Source organism: Aeromonas lacus, from assembly GCF_000764665.1.
GTDB lineage: Bacteria > Pseudomonadota > Gammaproteobacteria > Enterobacterales > Aeromonadaceae > Aeromonas > Aeromonas lacus.
In genome coordinates this window covers 56,915-69,824 of sequence record NZ_JRGM01000009.1, presented here as the reverse complement: position 1 = coordinate 69,824, position 12,910 = coordinate 56,915, and the positions used below count along the sequence as shown (strand labels likewise).

Genomic DNA, 12,910 nt, shown 5'->3' with positions numbered 1-12,910 from the left:
TTGATACAACAAGGAGTGTGTATGTCTGTGCAACAGCAGGATCCCCGTCATGATCCTAACCGCGTGATCCGTGCCCCGCGCGGTACCGAGCTGACCGCCAAGAGCTGGCTCACCGAGGCGCCGCTGCGGATGCTGATGAACAACCTGGATCCCGAGGTGGCCGAGCATCCCCAGTCGCTGGTGGTCTATGGCGGCATCGGTCGCGCCGCCCGCAACTGGGCCTGCTTTGACAAGATCGTCGAGGTGCTGACCCGGCTCGAGGAGGATCAGACCCTGCTGGTGCAATCCGGCAAGCCGGTCGGGGTGTTCCAGACCCACAAGGATGCGCCGCGGGTGCTGATCGCCAACTCCAATCTGGTGCCGCACTGGGCCAACTGGGAGCACTTCAACGAGCTCGATAAGAAAGGCTTGATGATGTACGGCCAGATGACTGCGGGTTCGTGGATCTACATCGGTACTCAGGGGATCGTGCAAGGTACCTACGAGACCTTCTTCGCGGTGGCCAATCAGCACTTCAACGGTGAACCCAAAGGGCGCTGGATCCTGACCGGTGGTCTCGGCGGCATGGGCGGTGCCCAGCCGCTGGCCGCTACCATGGCCGGCTTCTCGATGATCGCCGTGGAGTGTGACGAGACCCGCATCGATTTTCGTCTGCGCACCCGTTATGTGGACAAGAAGGCTCACACTCTGGATGAGGCGCTGGCCATGATCGAAGAGGCCAAACAGAGCGGCAGCGCCATCTCCGTCGGCCTGCTCGGCAACGCCGCCGACGTCTTCGCCGAGCTGGTGGCTCGTGGCATCACGCCTGACGTGGTGACCGACCAGACCTCTGCCCACGACCCGGTGCACGGCTACCTGCCGCAGGGCTGGAGCGTGGCAAAGTGGCGCGAGCTGCAACAGAGTGCCCCGCAGGAGGTGAATCTGGCCGCTCGTCGCTCCATGGCCCGTCAGGTGGAGGCGATGCTGACCCTGCAAGAGCGCGGCGCGGCGACTCTGGATTACGGCAACAACATCCGTCAGATGGCGCTTGAGGAGGGGGTGAAAAACGCCTTCGACTTCCCCGGCTTCGTCCCCGCCTACATTCGCCCGCTGTTCTGCGAGGGGATTGGCCCGTTCCGCTGGGTGGCCCTCTCCGGCGATCCGGAAGATATCTACAAGACCGATCAGAAGGTGAAAGAGCTGATCCCCGATGATCCCCATTTGCACAACTGGCTCGACATGGCCCGCGAGCGCATCGCGTTTCAGGGGCTGCCAGCGCGGATCTGCTGGGTCGGGGTCAAGGATCGGGTACGCCTCGGCCTGGCCTTCAACGAGATGGTGAAAAACGGCGAGCTGAAAGCCCCCGTCGTCATTGGCCGCGACCATCTGGATTCCGGCTCGGTGGCGAGCCCGAACCGCGAGACCGAGTCGATGATGGATGGCTCCGATGCCGTCTCCGACTGGCCGCTGCTCAACGCCCTGCTCAACACGGCCGGCGGCGCGACCTGGGTCTCGCTGCACCACGGCGGCGGGGTCGGCATGGGCTTCTCCCAGCACTCCGGCGTGGTGATCGTCTGTGACGGCTCTGATGACGCGGCCCGCCGCGTCGGTCGGGTACTTCGCAACGATCCGGCCACCGGGGTGATGCGCCATGCGGATGCGGGCTACGAGATTGCCATCAACTGCGCCCACGAGGCGAAACTGGATCTGCCGATGATTGACGGCGCCAACGGTGTCAAAGGAAAGGTGTAACACCATGTTTGAATTGACTATTACCCCGGGCGAGCTGGATCTTGCCACCCTGCGTCGCGTCAGCCGCGAGCCGGTACATATTGCACTGGATCCAGCGGCGTTGCCGGCGATCCACGCCTCCGCTGCCGTGGTCACCAAGGTGATCGAGCAGAACCGGGTGGTGTATGGCATCAACACCGGCTTTGGCCTGCTGGCCAACACCCGGATCCCGGTGGAGCAGCTCGATGAATTGCAGCGCTCCATCGTGCTCTCCCACGCGGCTGGCATCGGCACCTATATGGATGACGCCACCGTGCGGTTGATGATGGTGCTCAAGCTCAACTCGCTGGCGCGCGGCTTCTCCGGCATCCGGCTGGCGGTGCTTGAGGCGCTGATGAAGCTGGTCAATGCCGAGGTCTATCCGCTGGTGCCGAAGAAGGGTTCTGTCGGCGCTTCCGGTGATCTGGCGCCGTTGGCCCATATGAGCTGCCTGTTGATCGGCGAAGGCAAGGCTCGTCACGACGGGCGCGAGATCGATGCGAGCGAAGCGTTGCGTATCGCTGGGCTTGAGCCCATCGCGCTGGCACCGAAAGAGGGGCTGGCACTGCTCAACGGCACCCAGGCGAGCACCGCCTTTGCGCTGGAAGGGCTGTTCCACGCCGAGGATCTGTTCGCCGGAGCCATCACCATAGGTGCCATGAGCGTGGAGGCGGCCCTTGGTAGTCGCCGTCCGTTCGATGCCCGCATTCACGCGGTGCGTGGCCAGCGTGGCCAGATCGACGCGGCTGCCTGCTATCGCCATCTGCTGGGGGATCTCAGCGAGATCGGCATGTCCCACCACAACTGCGAGAAGGTGCAGGATCCCTACTCATTGCGCTGCCAGCCGCAGGTGATGGGCGCCTGCCTGACCCAGATCCGTCAGGCGGCCGAGGTGTTGGTGTGCGAGGCCAACTCGGTCTCCGACAACCCGCTGGTGTTTGCCGATGACGAGGAGATCATCTCTGGCGGCAACTTCCACGCCGAGCCGGTGGCCTTTGCGGCCGATAATCTGGCGCTGGCCATCGCCGAAATCGGCTCGCTCTCCGAGCGGCGGATGGCGCTGCTGATTGACTCGCGGATGTCCGGTCTGCCGGCGTTTCTGGTCAACAATGGCGGGGTCAACTCCGGCTTCATGATCGCTCAGGTCACCTCGGCGGCGCTTGCCTCCGAGAACAAGACCCTGGCCCATCCCGCCTCGGTAGACAGCTTGCCCACCTCCGCCAATCAGGAGGATCACGTCTCCATGGCGACCTTCGCCGGCCGTCGGCTGGCGGACATGGCCGAGAACACCCGTGGCATTCTGGCAGTCGAACTGCTGGCGGCGGCGCAGGGGCTCGATTTCCGTGCTCCGCTGCGGGCCAGTGCAGGGGTGGAAGTGGCCAAGGGCCGACTGCGGGAAGAGGTTAGCTTCTACGACAAGGACAGGTACTTCGCGCCGGACATCGAGGCGGCCGCCGCGCTGCTGGGGCGTGCCAGCTATAACGATCTGATCCCGGCCGGGGTACTGCCCAGCCTGTAAGCCTTGAGCCCCCTTCTCCCCTGGCGGGAGAAGGGTAGGGGATAAGGGGGACGCCGCTTCACTGATGTCCGTGAGATCCTGGAGCTGATAACAAAAGACCGCCCAATCGGGCGGTCTTTTCGTCTCTGCGATAGTCGGTCACTGGTGCTCGAACATCAGGAACAGATAGACCACGAACAACACCAGATGGGTGGCACCATGGAGCACATTGGTACGGCCGCTGCTGAAGGTCACCTTGCACACCATGAGCGTAGTGATGAGCAGCACCATGTCGGCAGCGGAGAGGCCGAGGCGCACCTCCTGACCCAGCATGGAGCCGATAAAGAGCACGGCCGGGACGGTGAGGGCTATGGTGGCCAGCACCGAGCCGAAGTAGAGGTTCATGGCCCGCTGCAGCTGGTTGTTGATGGCGGCCTTGATGGCGCCAACCGCCTCGGGGGCCAGTACGATACAGGCCACGATAAAGCCGCCAAGCGCCTGCGGCGCTGACAGCACCTTGACCCCGTAGTTGATGGGGATGGCCAGAGTCTTGGCGAGCAGGATCACCACTACCAGATAGGCGAGCAGCAGCAGGGTGTGATAGACGTTGCTCTGCAGCGGGCCGTGGTGCTCCTCGTAATCCTCATGGTCGCTGTCGACAAAGAAGTGGCTGTGGCTGCGGGTCTGGATCAGCAGAAATACGCCGTAGAGCAGGATCGAGATGATGATCAGCATCCACGACATGGCGCGCGACATACTGCCGATTGCGCCTCCCTCGGTGAAGTTGGGCAGCACCAGACAGAGCAGGGCGAGCGGGATGATGGCCACCAGATAGGATTTGACCCCGTCCAGATTGAAGCTCTGGGTGTGGTAGCGCCAGCCGCCAAACAGCAGGGTGAAGCCGACCAGACCGTTGGTGACCAGCATCACCACGGCGAACATGGTGTCGCGGGCCATCACCGGATTGGGCTCGCCGGTCAGCATGACGGAGGAGATCATCACTACCTCCAGCGAAATGACCGAGAGAGTGAGGATCAGGGTGCCAAAGGGTTCGCCCAGCTTGATGGCGAGGGCATCCGAGTGGCGCACCACCGAGAAGATGGCCCAGGTGACGATGGCAAGCAGCCCCGCCGACACAGGAAGATAGATCCCGAGCGGAGTTGTCTCTGTCAGCAGGTCGCTGCCGAGCGTCTTGAAAAAGAGCAGGGTCAGCAGGCCGACGGGCAGGGCAATCTCTTGCCGGATAAATGTCTTCATAGGCAATGGTTCTCTTCTGGGGCGACCGGTGGGCCGGGAGATGAATGGAATGTGCAACGGGCGGTTGCACCCTAACCAGCCCCTTATGATAAAAGCTCTTGGCCTCGAGGGGCAGCCCATTTTGTTAACAGATGTAAATCGGGTGCTTGGATCGGAACAGATCTCGGGCTGTGCTGGTGCCGATGGCGGGCTTGCCCCGCTGGCAAGGCTCTGCTGAAATGGCTTCCCTCTGACCGGGAGTCCATTTGATGCCGTTGCCACCTATCTCTCACGACTATGAACCGGCCAGCGCTGCTGAGCACGCGGCGCTCTCGGCCAGTGATCCACTGGTGATCGTGGCCGCCAGCGCCAGGATCCGCATCGATCCCGTCTATTACCGCCTTGATCTGGCGGGCAGTGAGCCGCAGATCCGGGTGCGAGAGCCGGTTGCCAAAGCGCTGGCGCGGGTCGCTGCGGGACTACCTGCGGGGCTGGGTCTTACTCTGCTCGACGGATTTCGCAGTCGCGCCACGTCTCTGGCCATCTTCGAACGGATTAAGGGCGAGATCGCCGCGGCTAATCCCGAATGGGATGGTGCGCAGCTTGAGCAGGAGACTCGCCGTTTTTGTGCCCATCCCTCAGATCCCGGTCACTATCCGGTGCCGCCCCATCTGTCGGGCGGAGCCATCGATCTGCTGCTACACGATCTGGCGAGTGGTGAGCCGCTCGACTTTGGTACCGGTTTTGACGATATCAGCGAGCGGGCCGAGAGCGACTATTTCGAACGCCCCTGTGCGGGAATGAGCGAGGCGCAGCGGCTGCAGATCCGTGACAACCGCCGTCTGCTGTTCTGGCTGATGCGGCGGGAAGGGTTCAGCAACTATCCCGGCGAGTGGTGGCATTTTGATCTGGGCGACTGCCTCTGGGCCCGTTTTCGCGGTGGTGAGTACCGCTATCCTGCCGCGGAGTGAGTGACCCCGGAGCAAGCTCCGGGAAAGAGACTTCTCTCTGTCGTCAGGCTGTTTCAGAGTGGGGTCGACGGAAGGCCTGTTGCCAGAGCAGCAGCTCCTGCAGCGGCATGGGCTTGCCAAAGACATAGCCCTGTATCAGATAGACTCCCTGCCGATACAGGTAATCGACCTGTTCCTGGGTCTCGACCCCCTCGGCAATCATCTCCATCCCCGACTCTCGGCCAAAGGCGATGATGGCATCCAGCACGCTGCGTTTGAGGTCGTCGGTACCAATGGTGTCGACGAACATCTTGTCGATCTTGATCTGGCGGATCCCGAGGCTCTGCAGATAGGCGAAGCCGCCATAGCCAGTACCAAAGTCATCCAGTTTGACGTGATAACCCCGCTCTTGCAGGGCGGTGATCTCGCTGGTAGCACTCTTGATATCGGTCAGCGGTTTGCGCTCGGTCAGCTCAAAGGTGAGCTGGGCGGGGGAGGGCCACTGATGTTGTTGCAACAGGTTGCGCAGCAGAGGCTGCTCGATATGGGCCGCCACCAGATTGACGCTGACCCACTGAGTTGCAGCAAGAGAGGAGAGGTCTGTGAGTACCCGCTCCAGCAATTGTACGGTTATCGGCAGGATCAGTCCCTGCTCTTCGACATAGTCAATAAAGGCGCCGGGAGGCACCAGTTCACCGCCGCGCCGCCAACGCAGCAGCGCCTCGAAACCGACCACTTCGTGGGTACGGCTGTTCACCACGGGTTGATAAAAGGGGATAAATTCCCGGCGTATCAGTCCAGCCTGTAGCAGCCCTTTGAGGGAGCGCCGGTAGTTACGTAGCAACCAGTAGCTCACCGTCAGCAGGAGTCCCAGCGCGGCCCCAATCCAGAGACCATAGAATCTGACTTGCTGCCGGGCGTAGTCATTGAGTGCCTTACCCGCCCAGAGAGTCTGTTTAGTCATGCTTTCCTGATCGAAGAAGCTCAGGCTATGGCTGCTCTCTTCGGCTTTAATTGCCTTGTTGCCACGGGGGAAATGAGTGGTCATCGCAGCGGGGTCCCGCTGGCTGAACTCCAAATAGAAGCAGTTAGTACAGGGGTGTTGCAGCAGATCGTGGCTCCAGCTGTTATCCAGCACCCAATAAGCGATGTTCTCGCCTGATTTGTAGTAGGCCACCAGCTCCTGTTCGGTGTTGAACTTATCCATTGTGGCGGTCAGACCAAATTTCCCGGGTAGGCCACCCATTTTTTTGGCTTCCTTGATGAGCGGGATCCCTACTCCAAGGCTTGAGCAGTTGACCCCTGAGGCTAGTTCCAGCCCCTGCAAGCGGATATGAGTGCTGTAGAAGCGCGGATCGCGTAGCAGCACCATATCTTTGGCGCCACAGTCAAAGTCAAATTGAGCTAGCTGAGTGCTGAGCGCAGTATCGAGCTGTTTACCGCGTTCTGCCATGGAGGCTTTGATCTCTTCCATTTTCTGTTGCAGCAGATAGTAAGCCATTGGCTTGTCGAGCCATCTGCTTAAGGGTTGGCTGGCAATAATGGGAATAACCAGCAGCAGCAACGAGATCCAGAACGGGGGGATACGCAACAAGGGATACCTGCCTGTCTATCAGACACGAGTGAGGAACAACATCATAGTTCATTAGTACAATCAATATGAGTCTGACTCGTCACACTTGTTGATGAATTCTTTAATTTTATGATTTTAAAAGTTTTTATTGTTGTTTTTGACTAGATTCAATCGCTAACCTGTCATAAATGACAATTGCCCAGCTTATCCGAACTGCATTAGAGTAGCCCCGCGGTTTGACTCACCGTGTGTTCAATACTCCTGTATCTGTTTTTTGTCAGTAGCACAGAGTGTTAGTTTTGATATGAGTGTTCCTTTTGGTCCCTTTTCAGGGACCATTTTTCTTTCTGCCGTTTTCCGTTCTTCTCTCTTCGTCTGCTCCGCGCTTGGTAATATTCCCCCGCTTTCGGTATCCTCGCCCCTTTGAAATTGCAGAAGCGGGATCTCCATCCATAGCAGGGCGCAGATCGCCGCTGCTACCATGAGGTCACATGGATGATGCTGGGCATACGGAAAGGCGCATGAAACTGACTACACAGCTTGTCTCGTTTATCACCCTGTGCGTGATTGCCGCCATGGCGACAGTGCTGATTGGCGGCGTGTTCAGCTTTCGCGAGCTGGGTATGGAGCTGCAGCAGAAGAAGGTCGATGCGTTGGTCGAGGTGATCGACAAGCAGCTCGATGTGTCCCATGACATGAACGAGATGAGCCACTGGTTGCCCACCCTGCTGCGCGCTTCCCACGTCGTCGAGCTGGAGGTACGCCAGAACGATCAGCGTGTCTACTGGTTTCGCGATGTGCAGCGTTCGGTCGATGATCAGTTGTTGCTGCCATACAGCAAGGCGCTTATCCATCAGGCTGGCATGCAGGCCAATCTGAAGCTGGAGCGCCCCTTCAAGGAGGCGGAGTACTCCATCAAGGCGATGTCCGGCATCTCCTTCGGCGTTTTTATCGTGGTGTTCGGCCTCTGGTACTCCATTCGCTGGCTGCGCCAGCAACTGCGCGGTGCCGAGCTGCTGGCCGAGCGTGCCCAGCTGATCCTCGATGACAAACTCTCCAAACTGAATCACGACCCCGCCGAAGAGTGGCCGGTTGCCGCCAGTCAGGCGCTCGACCATCTGCTGGCCGAGCTGGCGGATGCCCGCAAGGAGCGCAGCCGTTTCGACAACTTCATCCGCAGCAATGCCTTCGTCGACAAGATGACCGGCATTGGCAACCGTCTCTTTTTCGACAACCGGCTTGAAAGCGCCATCATGGAGGCGAGCGTGATGAGCGGCGGCGTGCTGCTGATCGATCTCGCCTGTCTGGAGGATCTGGAGGCCGAGCAGTTCGATCTGCTGGGTCATGACCTGATGCTGGAGGCAAGCGCTACTATCGGGGCCTTCGTGCGCAAGCACAGTGGCGCCCTGCAGGCCCGCTATGCCGGGCAAGTGTTTGCCGTGCTGCTTCCCAATATGTCCGAAAGCGAGATGGTGGACAGTGCCAGCCAGCTGCTCAAGAGTCTGCAACGCCTCCACTGGCCGCAGGAGGTCAATCCGGAGACTGCGGTTTATCTCGGTGCCGTCTGCTATCAGTCGCAAGACTCCCTGCTCAAGGTGCAGGAGGAGGCGGAGCTGGCTCTCAAGAGCGCCCGTCTGCAAGGGCACAACGGCTGGTTCCTCTACGAAAAGCAGCTGGATGAGGAGCAGAGCAGCAAGGGGACGGTGCGCTGGCGTACTCTGCTCAGCCGCCGCCTCGAAGAGCAGGCCATCGAATTCTATATCCAGCCGATCCAGCAGGATCGCGGGCAGGTGGTGCTGCAGCAGGAGCTGCTCACCTATCTTGAGGATGAGCAGGGGCGGCCACTGCCGGCCGGGATCTTCATGCCGATGGCCGAGAAGGTGGGGTTGCTGCTCCAGCTGGATCGGCTGGTGGCGGAACAGACCCTGGCGTTGCTACGCCAGCGTTCCGACCAGAGCTGCCCGGTCAGCCTGGCTCTCAGCGCCCAGAGCCTGCTCCATCGCGACTTCCAGCGCTGGCTCTTCTTCGCTCTGTTTCAACTGCCGCGCAGTACCAACGAGCGGTTGATCCTGCAGCTCTCCGAGGCGCAGGTTACCCGCCATTTCGAAGCCCTCAAGCGACCGCTGCGCTCCCTGCGGATGCTCGGATGCATGCTGGCTATCGATCATGCCGGCCAGGATGTTGTTAGCACCCAGTACATCAAGGAGTTCGAGATCAACTTCCTCAAGCTCCACCCCAGCCTGGTGCGGGAGATCCATGCTCGCCAGGTTAACCAGATGGCGGTGCGCAGTCTGGTGGGTGGCTGCGCCAATACCCCGACCCGGGTACTGGCCGTGGGGGTCGAGAGTGGTGACGAGTGGAAGATGCTGCGCCACCTCGGGGTACATGCGGGGCAGGGCCCCTGGTTTGCACTGCCCGAGCGACTGGTGATGGAACCGGCCGAAGCCTGATGTTTCAGAGGCGGCCCTGCTCCCTGAGCCCGGCCAGCCCCTGCATGCCACCCGTGTGGATAAAGACGATCCTGCTGCCCGGGGCAATACGGCCCGCTGCCAGCTCGCGAAACAGCCCATACATTGCCTTGCCGCTGTAGATGGGCTCCAGCGGCAGACCGGTTTCGGCGCTGAAGGCCTGTACCCACTGCCAGAGCGCCGGGCTGAATTTGGCGTAACCTCCGTCGTGATGATCCAGTGCGATCTGCCAGCCAGGGGTTGTGGCGGAGGTGGGGTAGAGGCGCCGCACCTCGTCGGCGATAAAGTCGCCTCCCTTGAGCACGGCGATGGCGAGGATCTGCTCGCTTTCCCGCTTGCCAGCAATCAGGCCTGCCAGGGTGCCGCCGCTGGCGCAGGGGAGCACCCAGAGATCCGGCGAGAAGGGGAGCTCCGTCACCAGTTCTGCCACTCCGGGGATGGCGAGAGGACTGCTCCCGCCTTCGGGAACGATGAGGGTGTCTGCGGCTTCAAATTGAGCCAGCCATTCTGGCTCCTGACGCTGCCGGTAGCTCTGCCGATCGACAAAAACGAGATCCATGCCCCAGCGTCTGGCATCGCTCAGGGTAGAGTTGCTGACTGAGTCACTTTCGCCCCGTATGATACCTGTGGTGCGAAGGCCAAATTGATGGCCAGCAGCGGCCAGGGCATGGATATGATTGGAGTAAGCGCCACCAAACGAGAGCAGGTGGCATTTGCCGTGTTCGCGGGCATGGTGCAGATGGTACTTGAGCTTGCGCCACTTGTTGCCGGAGATGAGCGGGTGGATCAGATCGTCTCGTTTGCACCAGAGCTCTACGCCATAGTTGGCCAGTAGGGGATGGTAAATCGCTTGCAGTGGTGACGGGCCAATGGCACTGATTTCAAACGCCGGCGGCGAAGGGTTGGCTTGCAATGGTGAGTCCCTCTTTTGTCTGGAGGCTAATCTGCTGTTTATGTTAATGTTTCACTCATTTAATCACTAATGACGGGCGGGCTTACATGAAACAACTGTTCAGACGGTCGATGCCAAGCCGCCAGGTGGGGCTCTTGTTGGCCAATGACAGGATCATGCTGGCAGCTGTGGGCAATCCCCCTGTGTTTGCTACGCGCGCCATCAACAGTGCGCAAGAGTGGCCGCTTGCCGTCAACGAACTTTTCACTCGCCACGGCCTTGCCAAATCCCGTGTTCGTGTTGCCCTGGCAGCTCCGCTCTATCAGCAGATCCAGATCGACAAGCCCGCCGTTCCCGATGCCGAAATGGCGGGGGCGCTCCCCTGGGCCATCAAGGATTATGTCAGCGAGCCGGTGCTGCAACTGGCGATGGATTATGTGGATCTGCCCACTCCACCCGCCGGTCGCCCGCGGATCAATGTCATCTGCCTGCCCAAGAGCAGGGTGCAACAACTGGCGGAGGCGATCAACGGCATTGCCACTCTGCAATCCATCATCAGTGACGAACTGGCGCTGACCTCCCTTTATGAGGCGGATGCGACGGTACGCATGCTGCTCTGGCAGCCGAAGGGGCAGGATCTGCAACTGCTGGTGTTCCATCAGGGGGGGCTCTGCTTCTCCCGCCAGCTGCGCGGCTTTGCTTCCCTGACCGGCGAACAGGAGCCTGACAGCATGTTGCTCGACTCGCTGGCGCTGGAGATCCAGCGCTCGTTCGATTATCTGGTCGGCCAGCTCAAACTGCCGGAGATTGGCCAGATGCAGCTGGCCGTCGCCTCGCCCTTTATTGGCACCCTGGTTCGCCACATGGAGCATACCTTCGGCCTCGCTGTCTCCGCCATGGCCAACAAGGCGGTACTGGCCGGTGTCGAGTATCTGTCGGCCTATGCCGCCGCCATCGGGGAGGATGCCTGATGAAACGTCAGATAAACCTCTATGGCGCCGAGTTTCATCCCAAACGGCAGTGGGCCAGCCTCAACCAGATGGTGCTGGCATGGGGCATCACCCTGCTTGTCGTCTTGCTGGTCGGCGCCGGTTACGGCTGGCAGCAGCACAGTGTCAGCAGGGCGCTGGCACAGGTCAACGCCGAGCTGGAGCTCAAGCGTAGCGAGGCGCAGCGACTCGATGCCGATCTGGCGCGCCATCTGGCCGATCCGGCTCTGCAGCAGCAGTTGCTCAACAAGCAGGACGATCTGGGGGCCAGACAGGAGCTGCTGCGTCAGCTGGGCTCTTTATCCCTGCAAAAATCGCAGGGCTATGCCGGAGTGCTGGCCGATCTCTCCCGCATTCGCAGCAGCAATCTCTCCCTGCAACGGATCGAGATCCACGAAGGGCGGATCAATCTCTCCGGTTTTGCTGGTCGCAGTCAGGATGTGCCGGCCTGGGTCAATCGCTTCAAGCAGGCACCGACCCTGATGGGCAAGGAGTTTAGCGAGTTGACCCTGAGTCGTGACAAGGAGGGGCGTCTTGCGTTCCAGTTGAGTGGCATTGCGCGGGAGAAGCCCTGATGAACCTGAAAGCACAATGGCAGGAGTGGGCCCGGCGAATTGCCGCCCTGAGCCAGCGGGAACGGATGCTGATCCTGCTGACCGGGCTGGTGTTGCTGGTGGCAGCCAGCGTCTATGGCTGGCTGGATGGCGCCGATACCCGGTTGCAACAGGATCGCATGGCCCTGAGCGCCGCCGAACGCGATCTCGAGATCCTCGGGTTGGAAAATCTGGGCAAGCAGGCCCGTCTGCAGCGGGATCCCAATCAGGGAGTTCGCGAGCAGCTGGCAAGGGTTGAGAGCGATCTGGCCGGGGTGGATCAGGCGCTCAAGGCCCAGACTGTCGACCTGATCCCGGCGCACGAGATGCCGCAGGTGCTGGAGGCGCTGCTCTCCCGCTCTGCCAATCTCCATATGCTGGCACTCAGTTCACTGGAGCCGACGCCACTGATGGCCGGAGAGCAGGGGCAGAAGGTCAATCTTTACAAACACGGTATCCGTCTCCAGCTGGAAGGCGGTTATTTCGATGTGTATCAATATCTCAAGGCCCTGGAGGCGTTACCCCGCCACTTTTACTGGAAACAGTTCGATTATCAGGTGAAAGCCTATCCGGGGGCCGTGGTGGAGATGGAGATCTACACCTTGAGTACTAGCAAGGAGTTTATTCGTGGCTAGATGGTTTGCATTGGGGGCTTGCCTCTTTGCGTTGCTGGCGCAAGCCGGTCAGGTCGAGGTGTTGCAGGATCCCACCGCGCCCTTGGCCGATGTAGCGGTTGGCGCGAGTGCAACCGGCCAGAATAGCGCCGGCTTGCCGAAGCTGCAGAGCATCATGCTGGGCAATGGCCCGGCACTGGCGGTGCTCAATGGCAAGAGTTACCGGGTCGGGCAGCAGGTGGACGGCTACAAGCTGGTGGCCATCAATGCCGATGCGGTGGTGTTGGAAAAGGCGGGAAAACGCCACTCGGTGGCACTGTTTGCCAGCAAGATCAGGGTTTGAGCCGC

The 12,910-nt window shown here is 60.6% G+C and carries 11 protein-coding genes; 8 read left to right on the top strand and 3 right to left on the bottom strand.

The genetic code is table 11. From position 1 onward, the window contains the following. The first annotated feature begins 21 nt into the window (after positions 1-21). Positions 22-1,731 (top strand): urocanate hydratase, encoded by a 1,710-nt coding sequence (hutU, locus tag LG31_RS0100610; protein ID WP_033112572.1) that lies wholly within the window; start codon positions 22-24, stop codon positions 1,729-1,731. A gap of 4 nt (positions 1,732-1,735) precedes the next feature. After that, complete coding sequence (gene hutH / locus LG31_RS0100605) at positions 1,736-3,268, top strand: histidine ammonia-lyase (protein WP_033112571.1); 1,533 nt, start codon at positions 1,736-1,738, stop codon at positions 3,266-3,268. A 138-nt stretch (positions 3,269-3,406) separates the two neighbouring features. Here the strand turns inward: hutH and LG31_RS0100600 are convergent, their stop codons facing one another. Beyond that, positions 3,407-4,504, bottom strand: a complete 1,098-nt coding sequence (locus tag LG31_RS0100600; RefSeq protein WP_033112570.1) for a calcium:cation antiporter — start codon at positions 4,502-4,504, stop codon at positions 3,407-3,409. 248 nt (positions 4,505-4,752) lie between these two features. On the opposite strand from LG31_RS0100600, the gene LG31_RS0100595 reads away from it, so the two are divergent. After that, positions 4,753-5,454: a M15 family metallopeptidase gene (locus LG31_RS0100595; RefSeq protein ID WP_050513377.1), complete on the top strand. Its 702-nt coding sequence runs from the start codon at positions 4,753-4,755 to the stop codon at positions 5,452-5,454. A 43-nt stretch (positions 5,455-5,497) separates the two neighbouring features. Here the strand turns inward: LG31_RS0100595 and LG31_RS0100590 are convergent, their stop codons facing one another. Beyond that, positions 5,498-7,024, bottom strand: coding sequence for an EAL domain-containing protein (locus LG31_RS0100590; RefSeq protein WP_033112569.1), 1,527 nt, complete (start codon positions 7,022-7,024; stop codon positions 5,498-5,500). A gap of 503 nt (positions 7,025-7,527) precedes the next feature. Between LG31_RS0100590 and LG31_RS0100580 the strand changes: the two genes are divergently transcribed. Next, positions 7,528-9,456 (top strand): EAL domain-containing protein, encoded by a 1,929-nt coding sequence (locus tag LG31_RS0100580; RefSeq protein WP_033112567.1) that lies wholly within the window; start codon positions 7,528-7,530, stop codon positions 9,454-9,456. A gap of 4 nt (positions 9,457-9,460) precedes the next feature. On the opposite strand, the gene LG31_RS0100575 is transcribed toward LG31_RS0100580, so the two are convergent. Further along, positions 9,461-10,387, bottom strand: coding sequence for a 1-aminocyclopropane-1-carboxylate deaminase/D-cysteine desulfhydrase (locus tag LG31_RS0100575; protein ID WP_033112566.1), 927 nt, complete (start codon positions 10,385-10,387; stop codon positions 9,461-9,463). 86 nt (positions 10,388-10,473) lie between these two features. On the opposite strand from LG31_RS0100575, the gene LG31_RS0100570 reads away from it, so the two are divergent. Genes LG31_RS0100570 through LG31_RS0100555 form a run of 4 tightly spaced genes read left to right on the top strand, consistent with a single transcriptional unit; the run spans position 10,474 to position 12,905 of the window. Next, complete coding sequence (locus LG31_RS0100570; RefSeq protein ID WP_033112565.1) at positions 10,474-11,337, top strand: hypothetical protein; 864 nt, start codon at positions 10,474-10,476, stop codon at positions 11,335-11,337. After that, a complete protein-coding gene (locus LG31_RS0100565; RefSeq protein ID WP_033112564.1) occupies positions 11,337-11,930 on the top strand; it encodes a PilN domain-containing protein in 594 nt (197 codons plus the stop codon). Before LG31_RS0100570 ends, LG31_RS0100565 begins: the two co-directional genes overlap by 1 nt. Further along, positions 11,930-12,583, top strand: a complete 654-nt coding sequence (locus LG31_RS0100560) for a hypothetical protein (protein ID WP_033112563.1) — start codon at positions 11,930-11,932, stop codon at positions 12,581-12,583. The genes LG31_RS0100565 and LG31_RS0100560 overlap by 1 nt, the downstream gene beginning before the upstream one ends. Beyond that, positions 12,576-12,905: a SctD/MshK family protein gene (locus tag LG31_RS0100555; protein ID WP_033112562.1), complete on the top strand. Its 330-nt coding sequence runs from the start codon at positions 12,576-12,578 to the stop codon at positions 12,903-12,905. The genes LG31_RS0100560 and LG31_RS0100555 overlap by 8 nt, the downstream gene beginning before the upstream one ends. Positions 12,906-12,910 lie beyond the last annotated feature (5 nt).

Excerpts from the sequence above, each read along its gene's own strand:
- hutU (WP_033112572.1), top strand. The coding sequence starts at position 22 with ATGTCTGTGCAACAGCAGGATCCCCGTCATGATCCTAACCGCGTGATC.
- hutH (WP_033112571.1), top strand. The coding sequence starts at position 1,736 with ATGTTTGAATTGACTATTACCCCGGGCGAGCTGGATCTTGCCACCCTG.
- LG31_RS0100600 (WP_033112570.1), bottom strand. The coding sequence starts at position 4,504 with ATGAAGACATTTATCCGGCAAGAGATTGCCCTGCCCGTCGGCCTGCTG.
- LG31_RS0100595 (WP_050513377.1), top strand. The coding sequence starts at position 4,753 with ATGCCGTTGCCACCTATCTCTCACGACTATGAACCGGCCAGCGCTGCT.
- LG31_RS0100580 (WP_033112567.1), top strand. The coding sequence starts at position 7,528 with ATGAAACTGACTACACAGCTTGTCTCGTTTATCACCCTGTGCGTGATT.
- LG31_RS0100570 (WP_033112565.1), top strand. The coding sequence starts at position 10,474 with ATGAAACAACTGTTCAGACGGTCGATGCCAAGCCGCCAGGTGGGGCTC.
- LG31_RS0100565 (WP_033112564.1), top strand. The coding sequence starts at position 11,337 with ATGAAACGTCAGATAAACCTCTATGGCGCCGAGTTTCATCCCAAACGG.
- LG31_RS0100560 (WP_033112563.1), top strand. The coding sequence starts at position 11,930 with ATGAACCTGAAAGCACAATGGCAGGAGTGGGCCCGGCGAATTGCCGCC.